The following is a 24,784-nucleotide window of genomic DNA, read 5'->3' on the forward strand; positions in this document are numbered from 1 at the left end:
TTCCGACACCTTCTCCCCGGCGGGCGGGCCAGCGGGAAGGGAGGAGACCTCGCGCGACGCGCCGCGACGGTCCACTAACCGGAGGAAATGACGGACCGCCGCCCACCGGAATCCTCCGTCGCGCGCCGCGACATTTGCCCCAAGTGTCGGGAAAGGGGCGGCGTATCCCGCGATTTGGGGCAAATGTAACCCCGGGGCGACAACGACGAAGGCCCCCGGCGGGTGCCGGGGGCCTTCGTACGGGGTACCTATTAGTTGTAGGTGCCCGGGGTGTAGTCGTCCGAGCTGAAGCTGTCGAAGTCGACGAAGCTCAGGTCGCTCTCGTTGAACGAGGAGTCATCGGCGAAGATGCGGTTGGGGTACCGCTCCGCCTTCGCCTCCTCGGTCGCCTCGACGGAGACGTTCCGGTAGCGCTGCAGGCCGGTGCCGGCCGGGATGAGCTTACCGATGATGACGTTCTCCTTGAGCCCGATCAGCGGGTCGGACTTGCCCTCCATGGCCGCCTGCGTCAGGACGCGGGTGGTCTCCTGGAAGGACGCGGCCGACAGCCACGACTCGGTCGCCAGCGAAGCCTTGGTGATACCCATGACCTCCTGACGTGCGGAGGCGGTCTTCTTGCCCTCCTGCAGGTGAGCGCGGTTGATCTCGTTGTACTTCGAGCGGTCGACGAGCTCACCCGGCAGCAGGTCGGTGTCGCCGTGGTCGACGACGGTGACCTTGCGGAGCATCTGACGGACGATGACCTCGATGTGCTTGTCGTGGATCGGCACACCCTGCGAGCGGTAGACGCCCTGCACGCCGCCCACCAGGTGCTTCTGCACCTCGCGAACACCCTTGACCCGGAGAACTTCCTTCGGGTCGACGGTGCCGACGATCAGCTGCTGGCCGAGCTCGACACGCTGTCCGTCCTCCACCAGGAGGGTCGAGCGCTTCAGCACCGGGTAGACGTGCGGCTCGTCGCCGCTGTCCGGGGTCAGGATGACCTTGCGGGACTTGTCCGTGTCCTCGATGGTGATGCGACCGGCGGCCTCGGCGATCGGGGACGCACCCTTGGGGGTACGAGCCTCGAACAGCTCCTGGACGCGCGGCAGACCCTGGGTGATGTCGTCCGCGGACGCGGAACCACCCGTGTGGAAGGTACGCATGGTGAGCTGCGTTCCGGGCTCGCCGATCGACTGGGCGGCGATGATGCCGACCGCCTCGCCGATGTCCACCAGCTTGCCGGTCGCGAGCGAACGGCCGTAGCAGGCGGCGCAGACGCCGACCGCCGACTCGCAGGTCAGCACGGAGCGGACCTTGATGTCGGTGATGCCGGCGGCGACCAGCTTGTCGATGAGCACATCGCCCACGTCCTCGCGCGCCGCAGCGACCACGGTGCCGTCCGCCGTGACCGCGTCAGCGGCCAGGGTACGGGCGAACACCGAGTTCTCGACGTTCGGGTCGCGGGTGAGGGCGCCGTCCGCACCGACCGTGGCGATCGGCAGGTCGAGACCCTTGGTCGTGCCGCAGTCGTCCTCACGGATGATGACATCCTGCGAGACGTCCACCAGACGACGGGTCAGGTAGCCCGAGTCCGCCGTACGGAGGGCCGTGTCGGCCAGACCCTTACGGGCACCGTGCGTCGCGATGAAGTACTCCGCCACCGACAGACCCTCGCGGTACGAGGAAATGATCGGACGGGGGATGATCTCACCCTTCGGGTTGTTCACCAGACCACGCATACCGGCGATGTTGCGGACCTGCAGCCAGTTACCACGGGCACCGGACGTCACCATGCGGTTGATGGTGTTGTCCTCCGGGAAGTTGGCGCGCATGGCCTCGGCGACCTCGTTGGTGGCCTCGGTCCAGATCTTCACCAGCTCCTGGCGACGCTCGAGGTCGGTCGTGAGACCCTTCTCGAACTCCGAGGTGATCTTGGCGGCCTTCTTCTCGTAGCCGGCCACGATCTGCGCCTTGTTCGGCGGGGTCAGGATGTCGCTCAGCGACACCGTGACGCCCGAGCGGGTGCCCCAGTAGAAGCCGGCGTCCTTGATCCGGTCGAGAGCCGCAGCGACCTCCACCTTCGGGTACCGCTCGGCGAGGGCGTTCACGATCGACGAGATCGTGCCCTTGTCGGCGACTTCCTCCACGTAGGGGTAGTCCGCGGGGAGCGTCTCGTTGAAGAGGGCGCGACCCAGCGTGGTGTCCACGATGGCGGTGATCGGCTCGGCACCGGTGTCGGCTGCGTCGGACGGCACGTAGTCGGTGAGACGGATCTTCACCTTGGCGTTCAGGTGCAGCGAGCCCTGGTCCTTCGCGAGGATCGCCTCGGAGACCGAGGAGAACGCGCGACCCTCGCCCACAGCGCCCTCGCGGACGGTGGTGAGGTGGTGCAGACCGATGATCATGTCCTGCGAGGGCAGGGTGACCGGGCGACCGTCCGACGGCTTCAGGATGTTGTTCGAGGCGAGCATCAGGATGCGAGCCTCGGCCTGGGCCTCCACCGACAGCGGCAGGTGCACCGCCATCTGGTCGCCGTCGAAGTCCGCGTTGAACGCGGCGCAGACGAGCGGGTGGAGCTGGATGGCCTTGCCCTCGACGAGCTGCGGCTCGAACGCCTGGATGCCCAGACGGTGCAGCGTGGGCGCACGGTTCAGCAGCACGGGGCGCTCGCGGATGATCTCCTCGAGCACGTCCCAGACCTGCGGGCGCGAGCGCTCCACCATCCGCTTCGCGGCCTTGATGTTCTGAGCGTGGCTCAGGTCGATCAGGCGCTTGATGACGAACGGCTTGAACAGCTCCAGAGCCATCTGCTTGGGCAGACCGCACTGGTGCAGCTTGAGCTGCGGACCCACGATGATGACCGAACGGCCCGAGTAGTCCACGCGCTTTCCGAGCAGGTTCTGGCGGAAACGACCCTGCTTGCCCTTCAGCATGTCGCTGAGGGACTTGAGGGCGCGGTTGCCGGTACCCGTGACGGGGCGGCCGCGGCGGCCGTTGTCGAACAGTGCGTCGACGGCCTCCTGCAGCATGCGCTTCTCGTTGTTCACGATGATCTCGGGAGCACCGAGGTCGAGCAGACGACGCAGACGGTTGTTGCGGTTGATCACGCGGCGGTACAGGTCGTTCAGGTCGCTGGTGGCGAACCGGCCACCGTCGAGCTGGACCATCGGGCGCAGCTCCGGCGGGATCACCGGGACGACGTCGAGCACCATCGCGGCCGGCGAGTTGCCGGTCGCCAGGAACGACGAGACGACGCGCAGGCGCTTGATCGCGCGGATCTTCTTCTGACCCTTGCCGTTGGCGATCTGGTCGCGCAGCAGCTCGGCCTCGGCGGCCAGGTCGAAGGCCAGCAGACGACGCTTGATCGCCTCGGCGCCCATGTAGGCCTCGAAGTAGAGGCCGTAGCGGTCGAGGAGCTCGTTGAAGTCCGCGTCCTCCGGCTTGAGGTCGCCGACCTTGAGGGTGCGGAAGGACTCCCACACGCGCTCCAGGCGGGCGATGTCCTCGTCGAAGGACTTGCGGAGCTGACCCATCTCCTTCTCGGCGGTGTCCTTGACGCGACGCTTCTGGTCGGCCTTGGCACCCTCCTCCTCCAGAGCGGCGAGGTCGGTCTCGAGGCGCTGCAGACGCTCGGCGACGCGGGCGTCGCGCTGGTCGGACAGCGTCTTGATCTCGAGGCGCAGCTCGTTCTCGAGTCCGGGGAGGTCGGCGTGACGGCCGTCCTCGTCCACCGAGATGACCATGTACGCGGCGAAGTAGATGACCTTCTCGAGGTCCTTCGGCGCCATGTCGAGGAGGTAGCCGAGGCGGCTCGGCACACCCTTGAAGTACCAGATGTGCGTCACAGGAGCGGCGAGCTCGATGTGGCCCATGCGCTCACGACGGACGGAGGACTTGGTGACCTCCACGCCGCAGCGCTCGCAGACGATGCCCTTGAACCGGACGCGCTTGTACTTGCCGCACGAGCACTCCCAGTCGCGGGACGGTCCGAAGATCTGCTCTCCGAACAGGCCGTCCTTCTCGGGCTTCAGGGTCCGGTAGTTGATGGTCTCCGGCTTCTTGACCTCGCCGTAGCTCCAGCGACGGATGTCGTCGGCGGTGGCCAGGCCGATACGCAGCTCGTCAAAAGTTGTTGACTCGAGCAATGTTCCTACTCTCTTTGGAAAGATTCGTCAGTTGGCTGGCTACCGAGTCAGATCTCGTCGATGGACGAGGACTCGAAGCGGGAGGAGATGTTGATGCCCAGCTCTTCCGCAGCGCGGAAGGCCTCGTCGTCCGAGTCGCGGAGGCTGACGGTCTGGCCGTCGGCCGAGAGCACCTCCACGTTCAGGCAGAGCGACTGCATCTCCTTGATGAGGACCTTGAAGGACTCCGGGATGCCCGGCTCCTGGATGTTCTCACCCTTGACGATGGCCTCGTAGACCTTGACGCGGCCGAGGATGTCATCCGACTTGATGGTCAGGAGCTCCTGCAGCGCGTACGCGGCACCGTAGGCCTCGAGGGCCCACACCTCCATCTCACCGAAGCGCTGACCACCGAACTGCGCCTTACCACCCAGCGGCTGCTGCGTGATCATCGAGTACGGACCGGTCGAACGGGCGTGGATCTTGTCGTCGACCAGGTGGTGCAGCTTCAGGATGTACATGTAGCCGACCGACACAGGGTCCGGGTACGGCTCACCGGAGCGGCCGTCGAACAGCTGCGTCTTACCGGAGCCGCCGATCAGGCGGTCGCCGTCGCGCGTCGGGAGGGTCGAGTCGAGCAGACCTGCGATCTCCTCCTCCCTCGCTCCGTCGAACACCGGGGTGGCGACCTTGGTGCCGGGGGCGACCTTGTAGGCGGCCTCGGGGAGCTCAGCGGCCCACTTCGGCTTGCCCTTGATCTCCCAGCCGTTCTGCGCGATCCAGCCGAGGTGGATCTCCAGGACCTGCCCGAAGTTCATTCGACCGGGAACACCCAGCGGGTTGAGGATCACGTCGACCGGAGTTCCGTCCGCGAGGAACGGCATGTCTTCCACCGGAAGGATCTTCGAGATGACGCCCTTGTTGCCGTGACGGCCGGCGAGCTTGTCACCCGCGGTGATCTTCCGCTTCTGGGCGATGTAGACCACTACGCGCTGGTTGACGCCCGAGCCGAGCTCGTCGTCGCCGTCCTGCGAGTCGAAGACCTTGACACCGATGACGGTGCCCTCCTCGCCGTGCGGCACCTTGAGGGAGGTGTCGCGCACCTCGCGGCTCTTCTCGTTGAAGATCGCGCGGAGCAGGCGCTCCTCGGCCGACAGTTCGGTCTCGCCCTTCGGCGTGACCTTGCCGACGAGGATGTCGCCGGGGCGCACCTCGGCGCCGATGCGGATGATGCCGCGCTCGTCGAGGTCGGCCAGGAGGTCCGGGCTGACGTTCGGCAGGTCGCGGGTGATCTCTTCCTTACCCAGCTTCGTGTCGCGGGCGTCGACCTCGTACTCCTCGATGTGGATCGAGGAGAGGGTGTCGTCCTTCACCAGGTTCTGGCTGAGGATGATCGCGTCCTCGAAGTTGTGACCCTCCCACGGCATGAACGCGACCAGCAGGTTCTTGCCGAGCGCGAGCTCACCGTTCTCGGTCGCGGGACCGTCTGCGACGACCTCGCCCTGCTCGATCCGGTCACCCTCGTCGACGACCACGCGGTGGTTGTACGAGGTGCCCTGGTTCGAGCGGTCGAACTTGCGCAGGTAGTAGGTCTGGTACGTGCCGTCGTCCGCCTGGACGGTGACAGCGTCGGCCGAGACCTCGGAGACCACACCGGACTTGTCGGCGATGACCACGTCACCCGCGTCGATGGCCGCGTAGCCCTCCATACCGGTTCCGACGACCGGGCTCTCCGAGCGGAGCAGCGGCACCGCCTGGCGCTGCATGTTCGCACCCATGAGGGCTCGGTTGGCGTCGTCGTGCTCGAGGAACGGGATCAGGGAGGTACCGACCGACACCATCTGGCGCGGCGAGACATCCATGTAGCCGATCTCGTCGGCGGGGATCAGGTCGACCTCGCCGCCCTTCTGACGGGCGAGCACGCGCTCCTCGACGAAGTGGCCGTTCGGGTCGAGCGGGGCGTTGGCCTGCGCGACGACGAAGTCGTCCTCCTCCGAAGCGGTGAGGTAGTCGATCTGGTCGGTGACCCGGCCGGCGACGACCTTGCGGTACGGCGTCTCGATGAATCCGAACGAGTTGATCCGCGCGAACGACGCGAGCGAGCCGATCAGACCGATGTTCGGGCCTTCCGGCGTCTCGATCGGGCACATGCGGCCGTAGTGCGACGGGTGGACGTCACGGACCTCGACGCCGGCGCGCTCACGGCTCAGACCACCGGGGCCGAGCGCGGAGAGGCGACGCTTGTGGGTCAGACCCGCGAGCGGGTTGTTCTGGTCCATGAACTGGGACAGCTGCGACGTTCCGAAGAACTCCTTGATCGCGGCGACAACGGGTCGCACGTTGATCAGGGTCTGCGGGGTGATCGCCTCGATGTCCTGCGTGGTCATGCGCTCGCGGACGACGCGCTCCATGCGGGACAGACCGGTGCGGACCTGGTTCTGGATGAGCTCGCCGACGGCGCGGATACGACGGTTGCCGAAGTGGTCGATGTCGTCGACGTCGAGGCGGATGTCCGTCTCGACTCCGTTGCGGAGGCCCTTGAACGTGGTCTGGCCGTCGTGCAGTGCGACCAGGTACTTGATCGTCGCGATGATGTCCTGAACGGTCAGCACCGAGTCCGACAGCGGGGCTTCGAGGCCGAGCTTGCGGTTGATCTTGTAACGGCCGACCTTGGCGAGGTCGTAGCGCTTCGGGTTGAAGTAGAAGTTGTCGAGGAGCGCACGCGCGGCCTCGGCAGCGACCTGCTCGCCCGGACGCAGCTTGCGGTAGATGTCCTTGAGCGCCTCCTCCTTGGTGAGGATGGCGTCCTTCTCGAGGGTCAGCTCGATCGACTGGTAGCCGGCGAACTCGGAGAGGATCTCCTCGCTCGTGAGGCCGAGGGCCTTCAGGAAGACCGTGACGGACTGCTTGCGCTTGCGGTCGATGCGGACACCGACCTGGTCGCGCTTGTCGATCTCGAACTCGAGCCAGGCTCCACGGCTCGGGATGACGCGCGCCGAGTAGATGTCCTTGTCGCTGGTCTTGTCGGCCGTGGCCTCGAAGTAGACGCCCGGGGAGCGGACGAGCTGCGACACGACGACACGCTCGGTGCCGTTGATGATGAAGGTTCCGCGCTCGGTCATGAGCGGGAAGTCGCCCATGAAGACCGTCTGCGTCTTGATCTCACCGGTGAGGTGGTTCATGAACTCGGCCTCGACGTAGAGAGGCGCGGAGTAGGTCTTGCCCTTCTCCTTGCACTCGTCGATCGAGTACTTCTTCTCTTCGAGGAAGGGGTTCGTAAACGAGAGCTGCATTGTCTCGCCGAGGTCCTCGATGGGAGAGATCTCCTCGAAGATCTCCTCGAGGCCCGTGTTGGCGGGAAGATCCTGGCGACCCTGAGCCTCGGCCTCGACGACGCGTGCCTTCCACACGTCGTTTCCGACCAGCCAGTCGAAGCTCTCCGTCTGCAGTGCGAGCAGATCGGGAACCGTGAGGGTATCCGTGATCTTGGCGAACGAAAGACGAGATGCGTCTCGTCCGTTCTTGGGTGTCTTGTCAGTGTTGGTTGCGTTGCGCGCAGCAGCCAAGGAAATAACCTCCGTGTGCCCCGTCGGGCCAGTTACTCGGTCGTGGAGTTGTTGTGGACGAGAGAGCTCCCAGCCGCATCGCGCCGCCTCATCTGACCCGAAATGTCGGGCCCAGGCGCGCACGGAGAGTCAGAGCCGACCACAATATGAAGGCAGAAGTTGACTGGGAGCGCAAAGAACCACTATATGTCAAACAGACGCGCCATGTCCAGTCTTTTCTTGACCCGGCGCCCGTACTGCGGTATAACGCCCCGTCGGGCGGGGTATTCCCGGTTCGCTGGACCCGGAATCAGGGGCGCCGCGGGTGGAACGTCGGGAGCGTGTCGACGGTCGCGATGACCGCCTCCTCGCGGGTGCGGGGCGACCAGCCGAGCACCCGGCGCGCCTTCTCGCCCGAGGCGCGACGGACGGTGCCGAGCTCGGGCAGCGCGTCACCCACGCGGCGGCTGAACGGCGCAGCGGCTTTCAGCATCCACGGCGACATCAGCTTCGTGCTGACCCGGCGGCCCGCGGCCTCTCCCAGGTGTCCGCGGATCAGGAGGGCGACCTCCTGCGCGGCCATCACGTCGCCGGCGATCGCCAGGAAGCGCTGGCCGGCGGCCTCCGGCCGGGTCATTGCGAGGAGGTGCAGCTCGGCGACGTCGCGCACGTCCACGATGCCGAAGTGCACGTCGGGCAGGCGCGGGAGGCGTCCCTCCTTGACCAGCCGGACGAGTTCGATCGAACTGGAGATATCGGGCCCCAGCACCGGGCCGAGGATGCCGACCGGGTTGACCGTGGCGAGCTGCAGGGGCCCGCCCTCCGCGTCGATGAAAGCCCACGCCGAGCGCTCGGCGATCGTCTTCGACTGCACGTACGGGCTCAGCGGACGCCCGCTCTCCAGCTCCGTCCAGTCCTCCTCGGTGAAGGGACGCTCGGTCGGCGCGTGCCCGTAGCCGATGGCGGCGAAGGATGAGGTGAGCACGACCCGCTCCACCCCGGCATCGCGTGCGGCGCGCAGCACGCGCAGGGCACCGTCGCGCGCGGGCCGGATCAGTTCGTCCGGGTCCTTCGGCTGCTGGGAGGGGAACGGGGAGGCGACGTGCAGCACGAAACGGCAGCCGGCGACGGCCTCCGCCCAGCCGTCGTCGGAGGTCAGATCGGCGATGGCGAACTCGAGCCGGTCGCCGGGGTCGTCGATGCCGCCCGCGGCGAGCTGCGAGCGCACGTCGGCGGCGCGGGCGGGCGTGCGGATCGTCGTGCGCACCCTGTACCCCGCCTGCAGCAGCGCGATGACGCAGCGCGCGCCGAGGAAGCCGGAGCCGCCGGTGACGAGGATGAGATCGGGCGGCGTGCCCGGGTCGGGCTGGGTGCTCGGGTCGGGCTGGGTGCTCGGGTCGGATGGGGTGCTCGGGTCGCTCACGGACCCATCCTTCCCCGGTCCGGGCGGCGGCGCTACCGCCCGGTCGTTGGCTGGGGCTTGTCGCGATTGCGGCTGCGCGCGCAGGCGCGTTCGTTCCAAAGGACCGCCGACACTCACGATGCCGCCTCGGAGCCCGCGACTAGGCTGCCGGTGTGTCCCCGAACCCCCCTCCTCCTGTCCCCGCGGTCGTCCTCTCGGAGAGCGGCTACCTGGCGACCGTGGAGCCGGACCGCTTCGTGCCGGGCGCGTACCAGCTGGTGGTGGATGGGACGCCGCAGTCGCACGTCAACCTCGACGACCCCTCCCAGCTGTTCTTCGAGTACGTGCAGCGGATGGGCAACGTCATCGACCTCATCGGCGATCCGGGCGAGCCCATCACCGCGGTGCATCTGGGCGCGGGCGCGCTGACGCTGCCGCGCTACATCGCGTACACCCGGCCGGGTTCCCGTCAGCAGGTCGTCGAGCTGGAGAGCCGACTGGTGGACCTGGTGCGCGAGCAGCTGCCGCTCCCCCGCTACGCGCAGATCCGCATCCGGCACGGGGACGCCCGCGAGGTGGTCGGCAAGCTGCCCGCCGGGCTCCGCGGATCCGTCGACCTGCTCGTGGTGGACATCTTCAGCGGTTCGCGCACCCCGGCGCACGTGACCAGCGTCGAGTTCTACCGCTCTGCCGTCTCGCTGCTGAAACCGGGCGGCATCATCCTGGTCAACGTCGCCGACGGGCCGCCGCTGACCTTCGCCCGCAGCCAGGTCTCGACCCTCGGAGCGGTGGTCGAGAACGTCGCCGCGCTGGCGGAGACGCAGGTGCTGAAGGGGCGCCGGTTCGGGAACGTCGTGCTGGTCGGCTCGCAGTCGCCGCTGCCGCTGGAGTGGCTCCCGCGGCTGCTGGCGAGCGGCCCGCATCCCGCCAAGGCCGTCGCGGGTGGGGAGCTGCGCACCTTCGCCGCCGGTGCTCCCATCGTGACCGATGCGACGAGCGTGCCGTCACCGGCGCCGGCGCGCAGCATCTTCCAGACCGGCACCCGGCGCGACTGACGCGCCGGTTCAGGCATGCCGGAATGTGACCGGCTGGCCCGGACGGAGCTGCGCGAAGGCGTCGAGGGAGGCATCGGCGACGACGGCGATCACCGGGTAGCCGCCGGTCACCGGGTGGTCGGCCAGCAGCACGGTCGGGCGTCCATCCGGTGACACCTGCACGGCGCCGGCGACCATCGGCTCGCTGGGCAGTTCGGCGGTCACCGCCCGCTGGAGGACGGTCACTGGACGCGCTCCCGCCTCGACCGCGTGCTCGCCATGGTGTGCTGCGACCGGCGGGTCGAGCCGCATTCCGACCCGGTCGGATTCGGCGGCAGCGCGCCACTCCACCGTGAAGAATGCCTCCAGCGCCGCAGCCGTGAACCAGTCGGCTCGCGGCCCGCGGTGGGCGCGGACCTCGACGACACCCCGCTCAGGGTCGGCGACCGGCACGAAATCGAGCAGCGGCAGATCCGAGCCGGGATGCGCGCCGAAATCGAGCAGGTCTCCGCCCGTCAACGGCTCGGGCCCCAGCCCGGCGAGCGTGTCGCGCGACCGCGACCCGAGCACCGGCGCGACGTCGATGCCGCCGCGCACGGCGAGATACCAGCGCGCCCCCGCTGTGGCCGGGCCCAGGTGCAGGACCTGGCCCGCACGCGCGCGCACGGCGATGTGCGCATCCACCGGGCGACCATCGAGCAGCAGCAGACCCGTCGCGCCGGTCACCGCGAACCAGCTGTCGCGCTCGAAGAGTGCGTCGAAAGCGCCCAACAGCACCTCGATGCCGGCGGCCGTCTCGGCGTTGCCGAGCAGGCGGTTGCCGAGCCGCAGTGCGCCGCGGTCGAGCGCACCCGACCGGCCGACACCGATGGCGGCGAAACCCGGGCGACCCAGGTCCTGAACAAGCGCCAAGGCCCCGGGGTGGAGGATGCGGAGGCCGGTCACAGCGCCTCCCGGAAGCGGACGACCGTCCCCGGCCGCAGCAGGGCGGGAGGGTCGACGGTCTCGTCCCAGAGCGTGGCGTCCGTCCGGCCGATCAGCTGCCAACCGCCCGGGCTCGACCGCGGGTAGACGCCGGTGAACGCCCCGGCCAGCCCGACCGCCCCAGGAGGGACGGCCGTTCGCGGGGTGGCGCGGCGGGGCACATCGAGAGGGTCGCCGTCGGTCACCAGGTAGGCGAAGCCGGGCGCGAAGCCGCCGAAGGCGACGCGCCACGGCGATGCGGTGTGGACGCGGACCACCTCGGCCTCGGAGAGCCCGGTCAGCCGGGCGACCTCGGCGAGGTCCTCACCGTCGTAGCGCACCTCGACCTCCACCACGCGTTCCTCCACGGCCACCGGGGCGAGCGGCTCGGTGCGGTGCACCCAGGCGGCCGCTGCGCTCAGCGAGAGGATGCGGGGCTCGACGACGACACCGATGGTGCGGGCGGCGGGCACCAACTCCACGACACCGTCCGGCCGCGTGAGGTCGAGGCCGCGGAACAGCGCGAGGACCGCCTCCAGGTCGTCCAGTTCGACGAGCAGGGCGTGGTCGCCGTTCGGCAGGATGCGGCGCGTCACGCGAACGGCTCCACGGCGATGTCGGCGGCGGCGAGCGCCGCGCGGACGGCGAGAGCCATCGCGACGGCCCCCGGGGTGTCGCCGTGGACGCAGAGCGAGTCGGCGTCCAGGGTCACGTCCGTGCCGTCGACGGCGGTCACGGTTCTGTCGGTGACCATCCGGACCGCGCGAGCGGCGATCTCGGCCTCGTCGGAGAGCAGCGCGCCGGGCTCGGTCCGCGGGACGAGCGTTCCGTCGGAACGGTAACCGCGGTCGACGAACGCCTCCCGCACGAAACGCACTCCGGCCTCACCGGCCGCGCGCTCCACCGCGGAGTCTGCCAGGCCCAGCAGGGCGAGGCCGGGGTCGAACGCGACCACCGCATCCACCACGGCGTTCGCCTGGCGCTCGTCGTGCACGATGCGGTTGTAGAGGGCGCCGTGCGGTTTGACATAGCGCACCGCGGTTCCGGCGACGCGGGCGAGCCCGGTCAGCGCGGCGAGCTGATACAGCACTTCGTCCCGCAACTCGGCGGGAGGGACATCCATCGTTCGACGGCCGAAGCCGGCGAGGTCACGGTAGGAGACGTGCGCCCCGACGGTGACACCGTTCGCAGCGGCCTCCCGGCAGGTGGCCAGCATCGTGGAGGCGTCGCCCGCGTGGAATCCGCACGCCACGTTGGCGCTGCTGACCAACCGCAGCAGTGCGGCGTCGTCACCCATGGTCCACGCACCGAACGACTCACCCAGGTCGCTGTTCAGGTCGATGGTGCGCGGCATGTGGCTATTGTCTCAACTTCGGAGCCTCAAGCCGTGGCGGGCTCCGTTACCTCGGTCGCAGGCTCCCTCGGGGCTGGGGTCGCGGCACCGCTCCGCGCTGCCCTCAGCTCCACCGCCCGCGCCCGGTGCGCCCGCACTTTGGCACGGTTGCCGCAGCGCTGCATGGAGCACCAGCGCCGGGTGCCGCTGCGCGAGGTGTCCAGGTAGACCAGCTCGCAGTCGTCGGCCGAGCACTCCCTGATGCGACCGTCGATGTCCGGCCCGAACAGCCGCACAGCGTCGCGGGCCAGGGAGCCGAGAGCCTGGTGCGGGCGCGCATTCGTCCGCCCCGCCTGGCGGCCACCGCCGGCGAGCACCGGAGGGATGTCGGGGGTGGCGGCGAACAGGTTGATCACGTCCACGTCGTCCGGGGCGAGGTCCTCCCCTGCGCTGGCCTGGCGGGCGAGCCGCCCGATCGCCGATCGGAGGGCGCCGGCGTCGCGGAGTTCGCGCTCGCCGGCGGTCGGCGCGACCTCAGGGAAGCGCTCGGTGAGCCAGGCGTTCAGGCCGTCCGGGTCGAGGACGCCGGTATGCGCGAAATCGAGGGCGAGAGAGCCGGAGTCGAACCACCAGCGCTGGCCGTCGCTGGGCTCCAGCCACTGGCCGGTCCGTCTGGTGAGTAACGCTTCCATCGCCAGAACACCCTACCCGGCGCCGGCGTCCATCCAGGACCCGGGGCCACGGCTCGCCGGCCGAGCCGCCGCTGGCATACTGGGCGGATGACCGCGACCCGCCCCGACCCCCACGCCCAGCTGGACGGCGCGACGGTGCGCCTGCGGGCACTGACCCATGACGACCTTCCCGACCTGTTCGACGCCATCGGGCATCCCGAGGTGTACGCCGGAGGCTGGGGAGGCGGCCCGGCCGCCTTCCGCGACACCTACGAGGAGTGGCGGGAGCACATGCTGAGCTACCTGGACTGGGAGCGGAGCAACGTCACTGCGGTCGTCCTGCGTGACGGGGATCGGTTGGTCGGGACGACCACCCTCGGCGACGTCGACCTGGTCAACGAGTCGGCGCACATCGGCTGGACCGCCTACGCGCCCGAGGTCTGGGGCACCCGGGTGAACGCCGAGACCAAGCGTCTGCTGCTGGGAACGGCCTTCGATCACGGGTTCGAGCGGGTGAAGCTGCAGGCGGACGTGCTGAACGACCGCTCCCGCTCGGCGATCCTTCGGCTCGGCGCGCAGTTCGAGGGCGTACTGCGGCACACCCAGCGTCGTGCGGACGGCAGCTGGCGTGACACGGCCGTGTACTCCATCCTGCGCGAGGAGTGGCCCGGCGTCCGGGATGCGCTCGACGCGCGCCTCGGCCTCGCGCGCGCCTGACCGGAGCGGAACGGGCCCCGGCGCTACTCCGTGGCGGCCGCTGCGGCGACGCGGCGCTGCGACGACGAGACCTCGCGGTGCTGCCACGCGATGAGGTTCGCCGCGTCGAAACGGCGCGAGCAGGCGCCGCAGGCGAGAGCCCGCGCAGGCTTGCGATAGCGGTAATGCGTGTGTCCATGCGGACAGGTCCCCACCCAGGGCGCCAAATCGTCCGCGATGGCACCGCCGTGCAGCCGCTTGCCCTCGTAGCCGAGGTCGAGCGCGATCGCCCGCCAGCGCGGACCGTGACCGGCTCGCGACCCGGCGAGCGCGTGAGCGACCTCGTGCAGCAGAATCTGGTGGATCTCGTCGTCCTCGTAGCGCGCGGCCAGGTATCGCGAAACGGTGATCCGCTTGGAGGTGTAGTTGCAGAGTCCGGCTCGGGTCTTCGCGTTGTCGAACCCGAAGCTCCAGACGGCCGGGTCGAGGTGCAACGCGATCAGGGCGTCGGCCCAGCGACGGACACGATCGAGTTCGGCCATCAGGCGCGACCGCCGACCGGAGCGCTCCACTCCTCCATGCCGTGCATCCTACGCGCGATCGAAGCCCGACTCGCTGCCCGGAGCGACCCCAGAAGAGGTCGCGGGGTCGGACGATGTGCCGCGCTGCGCATCCAGAGCGGACTGGACGACGGCGACGGCGGTCAGCGCCGCCTGGATCTCGGCCGGCGACGCACCGAGCTTCTCGCGGAGGAAGACGGCGGCCGTCATGTCGGCCAGGGCGTTCTCGTAGTCGCCCGTGTCGAAGTACACCTTGCCGCGGTTCTGGATGGCGAACGCCTCGAGCGCCGTCCACTCGCGCCCGCGGGCCTCATCGACGCAGCCGGTGAGTTCCACCACGGCCTCGTCGGCCTTGTTCTGGTACTGCAGAATCTGCGCTCTGCGAACACGCGCCCCGAGCAGCTGCTCGCGATCACCCGTGAAGCGGGCCTGCCGCACGGCCTCGTTCGCGACCTCGTGCGCCTCGTCGAGCCGGTCGAGGAGACGCAGAAGCACGGCCTTCTCGTTGAGCGCGCTCAGGCTGCGCAGGCTGCCGAGCTCATCAAGACGCTCGCCGGCAGCGCGCAGATCGACGCGTTCGCGCAGGGTGGTCGGATCGTATCCGAGGATGATGCTCAGGGTTCTGCTCCCGATCGGTGTCTCGCCACCAGACTACCCGCAGGAGCGGCTCAGCCCGGGCGTTTGGCCGTCTGCGCAGGAGTGAGCGGCACCTCGATGAGCCGGTCGTCGCCCGCGCGCGGCGATCCGCGACCGTCCGTATTGTTGGTCAGCAGCCAAATGCGGTCACCGACCGCGACCACATCGCGGAGCCGGCCGAAGTCGCCGTCGAAGAACGGAGCGACCGTCACCGGGGCCGCCCCGGCCTTCGGCCACGCCGTCCACAACCGCTGACCCCGCAACGCGGCGAGGAAGACGGTGTCGCCGACTACGGCCAGCCCGCTCGGGCTGGCCTGAGCTGTCGGCCACTGGTACACCGGATCGGTGTACTTCGGATCGCCGCCGATGCCCTCCACCTCCGGCCAGCCGTAGTTCGACCCGGCGCGGATGATGTTGAGCTCGTCCCAGGTGTTCTGGCCGAACTCGGACGCCCACATCGTGCCGCGTGCGTCCCAGCCGATCCCCTGCGGGTTGCGGTGGCCGTACGTCCACACCGGTGAGCCGGGGAACGGGTTGTCAGCCGGCACGCGGCCGTCCGGCGTGACGCGGAGGACCTTGCCGCCGAGCGACGACACATCTTGGGCGTTCGCCGGGTTCGACGCATCCCCGGCCGTGATGTACAGCATCCCGTCGGGACCGAAAGCGATGCGGCCGCCGTCGTGGTTGGCCGCCTTGGGGATGCCGGTGACGACGGGTGTCGGCGCGCCGATCCCGTAGCTGCCGGGGGCGCCGGTCAACGGCATCCGCACGACCCTATTGTCATCGGCCGTCGTCAGGTAGGCATACAGCTGCGTCGGCGCGGACCCGGACGGAACGGCCAGCCCGAGCAGGCCGCCCTCCCACAGGTGCACTACGCCGGGCACGGTGCCGACGTCGCGGAAGCCGCCGCCTTGCAGCCGTTCACGGACACGGCCCGCGTCCCGCTCGCTGATCAGCGCTGAGCCGCCGGCGAGCGGCACCACCGACCACGGCGCGTCCAGCCCGGTCTCGAGCACGGTCGGCTGCGTGCCCGGTTGCCACGGGATGGCGGGGACCGCCTGCGACGTGCCGGTCGGCCGCGGCGTCGAGGTCGGCGTGCGGGTGGCCGTCGGCTTCGGTGGCGGCGCCGAGCATGCCGCCAGAACCGCGACGGCCGCCGCCAGGGCGAGAAGCCCTGAGCGGCGGCCGGGACGGATCATCGTGGCCCGCGGTCGTCAGTCGACGACGCGGACGTCCTTCCAGAACGCGACGTAGTCGCTGTAGTCCTTGCCGACCCGGTCGAAGGAGCTCGGGTATGGCGTCGGGTAGCTCCAGGCGCGGTCCTGCAGCACCCCCTCATCCGACTTCACCGAGAAGTACTGGCACTCGCCCTTCCAGGGACAGGTGTACGGGGTGGCGCTCTCGACGAGGTACTCGGACTTCACGCTCGCGGGCGGGAAGTACCAGTTGCCCTCGATGCGGATGAGATCCTCCTGCGGGGCCTCGGCGATCACGGTGTCGTTCAGCACGGCTTTCATGTAAAACCTCCTGTCGATGCGAACGTACGCCGCGGCGGGATCATTCCGCGGCGAGCGCACCGCTCTGCCGGGAGCCTCGCAGCACGGTCACAGTCTCGGCGGACCCGAGGCGGCCGAGCCCCGCTATGTCGGCGCTGGAGACGCCGGCGGCGACGCGCTCCTGGCCGGAGACGGAGGCGGTGAGGAGGTGCGCCACCGCGCCGCGGAGGCCCGTGAACGCCGCACAGGCGGCTGCCGCCTCGGGCGACGAGTAGTCGATTCCGAGGGACGCGAGGGCGTCGACCACGGCGCCCGCCGCGAGCAGATCCTCCACCGCGAAGCGCGGGGAGCCGACGGCCGTCGTGCCGCCTGCCGCGACCACTGCGACCATGGCCCTCCGGCCGAGCCGGACCTGCTCGTCGAGGATCCAGCGAGCGGCGGCAGCGGCATCTGTCAGACCGGCCGAGAGCACGGCCCCGTCTCCGGGGAGGTCGTCCACCGGCGCCGCCACGTCAGCGAGCGCATCCACCCAGACGATCACATCCGCGTCTTCGGCGACGGCGCGCGCACCGTCGCTGCCCCAGTCGAAGCGCACCTGATACTTCGCCTGGCGATGGGCGGCGGGAGGCGTCGGCTCGGTCACCGAGCCATCGTAGTTCGCGAGCCGGTCCGCGACGGCCGGACCTCGCCCGGCGACGGCCGCATCTGCCGCCGGATGAGCTCGAAGTCGTGCCGCGTCAGCTCGATCAGCCCGCGCCGCAGCTGGTAGCCCCAGTCCGGGCGGTCCCGGGTGAAGTCGAGGGAGCCGAGCAACGGGCGGATGGGCGTCGCCACCGCGTCGTGGTCCCACTCGACGCGCCGCCGCCAGGGCTTGAAGTCGCCCGCGGGCCCGGTCATCGACGGACCCTGCGTCACCTGGAACACCTCGTCGTCGGCGACCCGGCCGACCGCGGTGAACTGCTTGAGCGGCTCGCCGTCGGGGGACGACGCACGCGGCGAGTAGTACACGAACCCATCCGCCGGTCCCATCCCGATCAGCGGCGCTCGTGCCCCGTGGTTGACCTGCGCGAAGCCGCCGGCGACGCCGCGGAGGACGTGGTCGAGCTGCACAACGCCCAGCCAGTAACGGATCGCCATGCTCCCGTTCTAGCGCACACCGCCGTCAGTCGTGTCGAAACGGGCCGCAGCGGTTCGACGTGTCTGTATCCGGACCAGCGTGCGACGCGGGTGTGCGAACCGGGCGTGTGACGAGAGGATGGGACCATGCGATTCGTGCTGATGGCACTCGGCGAGGAGGGCGAAGGTGGCGGCGCGCCGGCGACGGCGCCGCGAGCGGAGCTCGAGCGTTACGACGCCGAGCTGGTCCGGGCCGGCGTCCTGCTGGCGGCGGAGGCGCTCCGGCCGGCGGAGGAGGGCGCCTGCGTCCGCTTCGAGGGCGAGCAGCGCATCCTGAGCCGCCCGGCGGTCGGCGCACTGAGCCGCTTCTGGATGCTGGAGACGGCCGGCGAGGAGGAGGCTGTGGAGTGGGCGCGGAGGTTGCCGCTCACGTCGGGGACAGTGGAGGTGCGGCGCGTGACGGGCGACGAGGGCCGATGAACGAGGACGGCGCCGGAGAGGACGCGACGACCGAGACCCGGACTGCTCAGTCGGCGACGACGGAGACCCGGACGGAGGAGACCCGCCGGGCCGTCGAGTCGGTGTGGCGCATCGAGTCCGGCCGCCTCATCGCCGGGCTCGCCCGCTCCACCGGCGATATCGGCCTCGCCGAGGAGCTCGCCCAGGATGCGCTAGTCGCTGCCCTGGAGCAGTGGCCGGACGCGGGCATCCCGCGCAACCCGGGAGCGTGGCTGACCACCGTCGCCAAGCGTCGTGCGGTCGACGGCTGGCGCCGCCGTGAGCGACTGGACGACCGTTACGCCGCGATCGCCCACCATCTGGAACAGGAGCTCGGCGACGACGACCCCGCCCGCGCGGCGCAGGAGCCGATCGGTGACGACCTGCTGCGGCTGGTGTTCGTCGCCTGTCACCCCGTTCTGCCGCAGGCCGGGCGAGTCGCACTGACGCTGAAGCTTCTGGGCGGCCTGTCCACGGAGGAGATCGCCCGAGCGTTCCTGGTGCCGCCCGCCACGATGGCGCAGCGCATCGTCCGGGCGAAGCGCACGCTCAGCGCGGCCGGCGTGCCGTTCGAGGTCCCCGAGCGCGCCGAGTTCGCCGAGCGGCTGGCCTCCGTGCTCGAAGTCGTGTACCTGATCTTCAATGAGGGCTACTCGGCGACGGCCGGCGACGACTGGACGCGGCCCGACCTGTGCCGCGAGGCGCTGCGACTGGGCCGTGTGCTCGCCGAGTTGACGCCGCGCGAGCCGGAGGTGCACGGCCTGGTGGCGCTGATGGAGTTCCAGGCGTCCCGGCTCGGCGCGCGCACCGCGGCGGACGGGTCGCCCATCCTGCTGCAGGACCAGGACCGCGCGCGCTGGGACCGCATCCTGATCGGGCGCGGGGTTGCGGCACTGGAGCGCTCGGACGCGCTGCGGCTGAGCCGGCGGCCCCGGCTGAGCCGCGGGCCCTACGCACTGCAGGCGGCGATCGCGTCCTGCCACGCGACCGCAGCGACCCCGGAGGCGACGGACTGGGAGGAGATCGTCGCCCTGTACGGTGCGCTCGCCGAGTTGCGGCCCTCCGCGGTGGTCGAGCTGAACCGCGCGGTCGCCCTCTCGATGGCGTACGGCCCGGAGGCGGGGCTCGAGGTGGTCGACCAGCTGGCGGTCGACGGTGCGCTGGCGTCGTACCACCTGCTGCCGTCGGTGCGCGCCGACCTGCTGCTGCGGCTCGGCCGCACCGCGGAGGCACGGCTGGAACTCGAGCGCGCAGCGGCCATGACCGGCAACGCCCGAGAGCGCGAGCTGCTGCTGGCGCGTGCTCGGCAGGCGTGACGAGCCCCACATCCCAGCATCGCATCCACCCCATCCGGGGTGACACTGGGAGCATGCGTGTGCTCCTCAAGCTGATCCTCGACTGCGACCCCGACGCCGCCTGGCGCGCCCTGCAGAGCCCGACCGCGTTCCGTGAGGTCGCGATGCCGTGGCTCGACTTCCGCTCAGACGAACCGGCGGGCTTCCCGACCACGTGGGGCGCCGAGCATCGGGTGCGGGTGAAAGCCCTCGGCGCCTTCACCGTCGGGACGCAGGCCATCCGCCTCGACACCCTACGGTCGACCGACCCGCGGGAGCAGGGCACGCGCATCCTGCGCGACAGCGGCGGAGGGACCGGCGGGGTGCTCTCGGCGGTTCCCCGGCTCGACCACCGGATGGCGATCGCGCCCGACCCCGCCGGTCCGGACGAGAACGGACGGCTGCGGACGCTGTACCGCGACCAGCTGATCGTGCGCGCCGGGGCGCTGACACCGATCGCCTGGTACGGCTTCTGGGCGTTCTGGCAGTGGCGCGGCGTGCGCCTGCGCCGGCTCGCGCCCACCTGGGCCTACGATCCGGAGGTGCGGGAGCCGGAGGATGAGACGGCCTCGGTGGAGCGGACGGGAGCGGCGGAGAGATGAGCAACGACGAGCTGACAGGCACCGAGCAGGGGACGACGCACGCGGCCACCGCGGTGCAGACCGCCGACTGGCGGCGGCGGGTGTTCGCGCTGTACGCCTCCGTCCGCCGGCTGGCCGCCCACGATCCGGCCGAGGCGCACACCTACTGGGTCTCCTGCCGCAACGACCTGTTCTCGTCGCATCCTGCCTCGCCGCTGCTGCCTGAGGACCGGAGGACGTTCACCGGCCTGGCCGTCGTCCCGTACGACCCGGACTGGCGGTTCGAGCTCCCCATCCACCCCGCCGCCGAGGCGACGCGGATGGACGTGGAGACCGGCACCGACGGCGTCGTGCCGTTCGAGCTGCTCGGCACCGTGCGCGTCCCCCTCGCCGGGACACTCGACGTGTGGCGGCTGTCGTCGTACGGCGGCGGGCTGTTCGTCCCGGTGAAGGATGCGCTGGCCGGCCGCGCGGGCGGGACCTACGGCGGCGGGCGGTACCTGATCGACACGATCAAGGGCGCCGACCTGGGGCTGGACGCGGACGACGGCGAGGCGTCGCTCGTCCTCGACTTCAACTTCGCGTACAACCCGTCATGCGCGTACGACCCGGCGTGGGCGTGCCCGCTGGCCCAGGCCGGCAACACGCTCGCCGTCGAGATCCCGGTCGGCGAGCGCTACGCCGGGGAATGAGCGGCAGACCCGCCGCCTGACTGCCGCCCCTTCCGTCCTCAGCGCGTGACGAGCGTGAGGCGCTGCGTCGGGCGGGTCATCGCGACGTAGAGGGATGCGGCCCCGCGCGGCGACTCCGCGGCGAGCCCATCCGGGTCGGCGAGCACGACCGCGTCGAACTCGAGACCCTTCGCCTCGTAACCGGTCAGCACGGCGATCGGGCGACTGAGTCCGGCGGCGCCGCGGCCGGCCGCATCCCCGAACCGCTCCCGCATCGCCGCGGCGACGGCCGGCAGGTCGGACGCGGTGGTGATCACCGCGAGCGTTCCTCCGTCGTCGATGCCGCGATCGTGGGCGACCGCGTCGGCGACGGCGGTCGCGAGCGCTTCCGGCGCGGTCCGCTCAGCGAGTCCGGGCACCGTCTGCTCGGCGCTCGCGGCCGCCACCCGGCGGATCGGCCAGTCGCCTTCGCGCACCGCACGCGTCGGCGTGATCGGCAGTCCCGCGCCGACGGCGATCCGTTCGGCCTCGCGCGTGATCTGGGCGGGAGTGCGGTAGTTGACGGTCAGCTCCTCCAGCCGCCAGGCGTCCTTGAACACCGGGGTCAGTGCATCCTGCCAGCTGGTCGCTCCGGCCGCCGACGCCACCTGGGCGATGTCGCCGACGATCGTGAACGACTTCATCGGACAGCGGCGGACCAGCACCCGCCACTGCATCGGGGAGAGCTCCTGCGCTTCGTCCACGACCACGTGGCCGTAGGTCCAGTTGCGGTCGGCGGCCGCACGCTCCGCGGTGGTGCCGCGCTCGACCTGCTCCGCGAATCCGTCCGCCAGCTGCTCGGCGCTGACCAGGCCCTGCACACCCATGTTGCGGATGGCCGCACGCGCGTTCTCGAGGTCGCACTTGCGCTGCCGCTCCCGGTCCCGGTCCGCCGGGTCCGGGCGTCCGGGGAAGTCGCCCAGCAGCTCCGCCGCCTCGTCGAGCAGCGGGACATCCGACACCGTGAAGGGCGCGGTCCGCTCCCGCAGCAGCGCCTCCCGCTCCTGCGCGGACCAGCGCGGCGTCAGCTCGGCGAGCCACGCCGGGCGGGCGAAGAGGTCCTGCAGCAGCTTCTGCGGGGTGAGCGGCAACCACGCGGTGTTCAGGAGGACGCGGACGTCGTAGGAGGTGCGGAGGTCCTCGCGCAGCACCTTCAGGTCGGCGTCGTCGATGGTCGAACCGGAGGCACGCAGCAGGGCGGCCAGCTGCTCGGTGAGCTCGGACAGCGCGCTCTTGACGAATGTCACACGGGCGACGTTGTGCGGCTTGCCGGTGCGCTGCGCCTTGACGATGGCCCGGTGGACGAGCTCCGGCTCCACCACCAGCCGCTCGTTCTCGACGACGATGGTCTGCGCGTCGGCCGGCGCCTTCTGCCGCGACTTCACTGCGCGCGACAGCAGCCGCGCCATCTGCGCGGAGCCCTTCAGGACAGCAGCCTCCGGCGCATCCTCGGTCGTCGCCTCCACACCGGGGAAGAGCTCGCCGAGGCTCGACATGACCACGCCGGTCTCGCCCAGCGACGGCAACACCGCCTCGATGTAGCGCAGGAAGGCGGTCGACGGTCCGACCACCAGCACGCCGGAGGCGCTCAGGCGCTGCCTGTTCGCGTACAGCAGGTAGGCGGCGCGATGCAGCGCGACCGCCGTCTTGCCCGTGCCAGGACCGCCCTGCACGACCAGCGCCCCGCGCAGGTCGGAGCGGATGATGCGGTCCTGCTCCGCCTGGATGGTCGCGACGATGTCGTGCATCCGGCCGGTGCGCTGAGCCGTCAGCGCGGCGAGGAGAGCGCCCTCGCCCTGCACCTGCTCGCCCGTGCCCTCGCCGTCGAGGAGGGCCTCGTCGAACACCTCGTCGTCGATCCGCGTCACGGTCCGGCCCGACATGGTCAGGTGGCGGCGGGCGCGGACGCCCATCCGCTCGCTCGCGGTGGCCTGGTAGAAGGCCCCCGCTTGCTGCGCGCGCCAGTCGACCAGCAGCGAGCGCTGGTCCTCGTCGCGGAGACCGACACGGCCGATGTAGCGGTGATCGGAGCCGTCGACCGCCTCCTCCAGCAGCAAACGGCCGAAGACGAGCCGCGCATCCACATCGCGGAGCTGGGTCAGCTGGTCCTCGTAGAGACGGGCGAACGCGTCCCGCTCACTCCGTGCCTGGTGGTTGCTGCCGACGCTGTCGCGGCGCACGCGAGCGAGCCGTTCCTCGGTCTCGGCGCGCACCTGATCCAGCCGCTCATACAGCCCCGAGACCACGGCGCGTTCGCGATCGAGCTCCGATTCCAGCACGCCCATGGCCACCTCTCGTTTCCGGGCCGAAAGTCTACGACCTCCGGATGGACATGCGCTGCCAGCATTCGTTCGGCCGTATGCATTAGGGTGAAGGAAGCGGGCCGAGTTGCCCGCTGCGTCGTAGAACGCTTCGCGCTGCGCAGGGCCACGCCCCGCACGCTTCTCTTCATACGGCGAACGATCGCTCCGATTTGGTGCGCTCGCCACCCGATCCGCCGCGGCACGACGCCCTCCGGATCCGTTGCCGGAAAGGCACAACCCCATGACTTCCACCTTCGCCCAGCTGGGCGTACCCGCCCCGCTCGTCGCCGTCCTCGCGGCCGACGGCAAGACCGACGCGTTCCCCATCCAGGAGGACACGCTCCCCGACGCCCTGGCCGGCAAAGACGTGCTCGGCCGCGGCAAGACGGGCTCGGGCAAGACCATCGCCTTCGCCCTGCCGCTCGTCGCGCGCCTCGGCACCGTGCTCGCCGGCGGCCGTCGCCGCCCTGGGCGCCCGCTGGCCCTCGTGCTCGCGCCGACCCGCGAGCTGGCGACACAGATCGCGGCGACCTTCCGTCCGCTCGCCGACGCCTACTCGATGCGCGTCTCCACCGTCTTCGGCGGCGTCTCGCAGAACAAGCAGGTCGCTGAGCTGAAGGCCGGCGTCGACGTCCTCGTCGCCTGCCCTGGCCGCCTGGAAGACCTGATGAAGCAGGGCTTCGTCAACCTCGACGCCGTCGAGATCACCGTGCTCGACGAGGCCGACCACATGGCCGACCTCGGCTTCCTTCCGGTCGTCACGCGCATCCTCTCGGCCACCCCGGCCGACGGTCAGCGCCTGCTGTTCTCGGCCACGCTCGACAACGGCGTGGACAAGCTGGTCAAGCGGTTCCTGCACTCCCCCGTGCTGCACTCCGTCGACGACGAGAACAGCCCGGTCGAGCAGATGACCCACCACGTGCTCCAGGTCGACGGTCAGGACGACAAGAAGGACCTCGTCGAGGCACTCGCGTCCGGCACCGGCCGCCGCATCCTCTTCACGCGCACCAAGCACCAGGCCAAGAAGCTGGCCAAGCAGCTCACCGCGTCCGGAATCCCGGCCGTCGACCTGCACGGCAACCTGGCGCAGGGCGCCCGCGACCGCAACCTCGCGGCGTTCGGTGACGGCAGCGTGAAGGTGCTCGTCGCGACGGACGTCGCCGCGCGCGGCGTCCACGTCGACAACGTCGAGCTCGTCGTGCACGTCGACCCGCCGGCGGAGCACAAGGCGTACCTGCACCGCTCTGGGCGCACCGCCCGCGCCGGCAGCGCCGGTGACGTCGTCACCGTGATGCTCTCGTCGCAGGCCGAAGATGTTCGGACGCTGCTGCGCAAGGCCGCGATCGCGGCCACGCCGCAGCGGGTCACCGCCACGTCGCAGGCGGTCACCACGCTCGTCGGCCAGGTCGCCGCGCGCGTGACGCCGGCGCCGGTCGCCGTGCAGACGGGCGGCGGTGCCTCGCAGGGCGCGAACGCCCAACGCAAGCGGGCGCGTCGCGCCGGCGGGACCGGAGCCGCAGGGGCGCCCCAGGGCGGCCGCGAGGGTCAGGGCGGTCGCGGCGCTCGCGACGGCCAGGGCGGTCGCGGCGGTCAGGGCGGCGGCTCGGGTCGCGGCGCTACCGGCGGCGGCTCGGCTGCAACGGCAGGTGCTGGCGCAGGCGGCGGCTCGCGTCGTCGCGGCCCGGGTCCCGCAACCGCTCAGGCGGGTTCCGCCGTGCGCGGCTCCGGCCAGGGCCGCACCGGCGGCCAGCCGACCGCGGGCCGCGCCGGCGGCGCCTCGCGCCCGGCCGGCGCACGCAC

At 70.6% G+C, this 24,784-nt stretch carries 21 protein-coding genes; 7 read left to right on the plus strand and 14 right to left on the minus strand.

Translation table 11 applies throughout. From position 1 onward, the window contains the following. Window positions 1-251: 251 nt before the first annotated feature. From rpoC to AB4079_RS07105, 3 genes are all read right to left on the minus strand, one after another. On the minus strand, window positions 252-4,127 hold the full coding sequence (gene rpoC, locus AB4079_RS07095) for a DNA-directed RNA polymerase subunit beta' (RefSeq protein WP_441786578.1): 3,876 nt from the start codon (window positions 4,125-4,127) through the stop codon (window positions 252-254). A gap of 47 nt (window positions 4,128-4,174) precedes the next feature. Beyond that, a complete protein-coding gene (gene rpoB, locus AB4079_RS07100; RefSeq protein ID WP_441786579.1) occupies window positions 4,175-7,672 on the minus strand; it encodes a DNA-directed RNA polymerase subunit beta in 3,498 nt (1,165 codons plus the stop codon). A 289-nt stretch (window positions 7,673-7,961) separates the two neighbouring features. Continuing rightward, window positions 7,962-9,074 (minus strand): SDR family oxidoreductase, encoded by a 1,113-nt coding sequence (locus AB4079_RS07105; protein WP_441786580.1) that lies wholly within the window; start codon window positions 9,072-9,074, stop codon window positions 7,962-7,964. A 152-nt stretch (window positions 9,075-9,226) separates the two neighbouring features. Between AB4079_RS07105 and AB4079_RS07110 the strand changes: the two genes are divergently transcribed. Continuing rightward, on the plus strand, window positions 9,227-10,108 hold the full coding sequence (locus AB4079_RS07110) for a spermidine synthase (RefSeq protein WP_441786581.1): 882 nt from the start codon (window positions 9,227-9,229) through the stop codon (window positions 10,106-10,108). Window positions 10,109-10,117: 9 nt separating this feature from the next. Here the strand turns inward: AB4079_RS07110 and AB4079_RS07115 are convergent, their stop codons facing one another. Genes AB4079_RS07115 through AB4079_RS07130 form a run of 4 tightly spaced genes read right to left on the minus strand, consistent with a single transcriptional unit; the run spans window position 10,118 to window position 13,075 of the window. Beyond that, window positions 10,118-11,032, minus strand: a complete 915-nt coding sequence (locus AB4079_RS07115) for a biotin-dependent carboxyltransferase family protein (protein WP_441786582.1) — start codon at window positions 11,030-11,032, stop codon at window positions 10,118-10,120. Beyond that, window positions 11,029-11,646 (minus strand): 5-oxoprolinase subunit PxpB, encoded by a 618-nt coding sequence (pxpB, locus tag AB4079_RS07120; RefSeq protein WP_441786583.1) that lies wholly within the window; start codon window positions 11,644-11,646, stop codon window positions 11,029-11,031. Before pxpB ends, AB4079_RS07115 begins: the two co-directional genes overlap by 4 nt. Beyond that, window positions 11,643-12,404, minus strand: a complete 762-nt coding sequence (locus AB4079_RS07125) for a LamB/YcsF family protein (RefSeq protein ID WP_441786584.1) — start codon at window positions 12,402-12,404, stop codon at window positions 11,643-11,645. The genes pxpB and AB4079_RS07125 overlap by 4 nt, the downstream gene beginning before the upstream one ends. Window positions 12,405-12,430: 26 nt before the next feature. Further along, window positions 12,431-13,075, minus strand: a complete 645-nt coding sequence (locus AB4079_RS07130; protein WP_441786585.1) for a CGNR zinc finger domain-containing protein — start codon at window positions 13,073-13,075, stop codon at window positions 12,431-12,433. A gap of 87 nt (window positions 13,076-13,162) precedes the next feature. On the opposite strand from AB4079_RS07130, the gene AB4079_RS07135 reads away from it, so the two are divergent. After that, a complete protein-coding gene (locus AB4079_RS07135; protein ID WP_441786586.1) occupies window positions 13,163-13,771 on the plus strand; it encodes a GNAT family N-acetyltransferase in 609 nt (202 codons plus the stop codon). A 23-nt stretch (window positions 13,772-13,794) separates the two neighbouring features. On the opposite strand, the gene AB4079_RS07140 is transcribed toward AB4079_RS07135, so the two are convergent. The 6 genes from AB4079_RS07140 to AB4079_RS07165 all read right to left on the minus strand — a co-directional run bounded on the left by AB4079_RS07140 (window position 13,795) and on the right by AB4079_RS07165 (window position 17,579). Then, entirely contained in the window at window positions 13,795-14,292 is a 498-nt protein-coding gene (locus tag AB4079_RS07140; protein WP_441786587.1) for a SprT-like domain-containing protein, read from the minus strand. Window positions 14,293-14,340: 48 nt separating this feature from the next. Next, entirely contained in the window at window positions 14,341-14,805 is a 465-nt protein-coding gene (locus AB4079_RS07145) for a hypothetical protein (protein WP_441786588.1), read from the minus strand. Between the two features lie 173 nt (window positions 14,806-14,978). Further along, window positions 14,979-16,145 (minus strand): PQQ-dependent sugar dehydrogenase, encoded by a 1,167-nt coding sequence (locus AB4079_RS07150; protein ID WP_441786589.1) that lies wholly within the window; start codon window positions 16,143-16,145, stop codon window positions 14,979-14,981. A 15-nt stretch (window positions 16,146-16,160) separates the two neighbouring features. After that, a complete protein-coding gene (locus AB4079_RS07155; protein WP_441786590.1) occupies window positions 16,161-16,463 on the minus strand; it encodes a DUF427 domain-containing protein in 303 nt (100 codons plus the stop codon). 40 nt (window positions 16,464-16,503) lie between these two features. Then, window positions 16,504-17,085, minus strand: a complete 582-nt coding sequence (locus AB4079_RS07160; RefSeq protein WP_441786591.1) for a 2-phosphosulfolactate phosphatase — start codon at window positions 17,083-17,085, stop codon at window positions 16,504-16,506. Further along, window positions 17,082-17,579 carry an EVE domain-containing protein gene (locus AB4079_RS07165; RefSeq protein WP_441786592.1) on the minus strand — a complete coding sequence of 166 codons (498 nt, stop codon included), beginning with the start codon at window positions 17,577-17,579 and terminating at the stop codon, window positions 17,082-17,084. Before AB4079_RS07165 ends, AB4079_RS07160 begins: the two co-directional genes overlap by 4 nt. A gap of 126 nt (window positions 17,580-17,705) precedes the next feature. On the opposite strand from AB4079_RS07165, the gene AB4079_RS07170 reads away from it, so the two are divergent. From AB4079_RS07170 to AB4079_RS07185, 4 genes are read left to right on the plus strand one after another with little or no spacing between them, the layout of a single operon-like run. Continuing rightward, entirely contained in the window at window positions 17,706-18,038 is a 333-nt protein-coding gene (locus AB4079_RS07170) for a YciI family protein (RefSeq protein ID WP_441786593.1), read from the plus strand. Continuing rightward, window positions 18,035-19,372 (plus strand): RNA polymerase sigma factor, encoded by a 1,338-nt coding sequence (locus tag AB4079_RS07175; RefSeq protein WP_441786594.1) that lies wholly within the window; start codon window positions 18,035-18,037, stop codon window positions 19,370-19,372. The genes AB4079_RS07170 and AB4079_RS07175 overlap by 4 nt, the downstream gene beginning before the upstream one ends. A 53-nt stretch (window positions 19,373-19,425) precedes the next feature. After that, window positions 19,426-19,992: a hypothetical protein gene (locus tag AB4079_RS07180; protein ID WP_441786595.1), complete on the plus strand. Its 567-nt coding sequence runs from the start codon at window positions 19,426-19,428 to the stop codon at window positions 19,990-19,992. Next, window positions 19,989-20,663 (plus strand): DUF1684 domain-containing protein, encoded by a 675-nt coding sequence (locus AB4079_RS07185; RefSeq protein WP_441786596.1) that lies wholly within the window; start codon window positions 19,989-19,991, stop codon window positions 20,661-20,663. The genes AB4079_RS07180 and AB4079_RS07185 overlap by 4 nt, the downstream gene beginning before the upstream one ends. 38 nt (window positions 20,664-20,701) lie before the next feature. On the opposite strand, the gene AB4079_RS07190 is transcribed toward AB4079_RS07185, so the two are convergent. Beyond that, the gene (locus AB4079_RS07190; RefSeq protein WP_441786597.1) at window positions 20,702-22,966 is read right to left on the minus strand and encodes a HelD family protein; all 2,265 of its coding nucleotides are present in this window, start codon (window positions 22,964-22,966) and stop codon (window positions 20,702-20,704) included. A gap of 259 nt (window positions 22,967-23,225) precedes the next feature. Between AB4079_RS07190 and AB4079_RS07195 the strand changes: the two genes are divergently transcribed. Then, a partial coding sequence (locus tag AB4079_RS07195) for a DEAD/DEAH box helicase (protein WP_441786598.1) occupies window positions 23,226-24,784 on the plus strand: 1,559 nt, incomplete at its 3' end.

It is taken from the genome of Leifsonia sp. 2MCAF36, from assembly GCF_052115525.1.
Classification (GTDB): Bacteria; Actinomycetota; Actinomycetes; order Actinomycetales; family Microbacteriaceae; genus Leifsonia.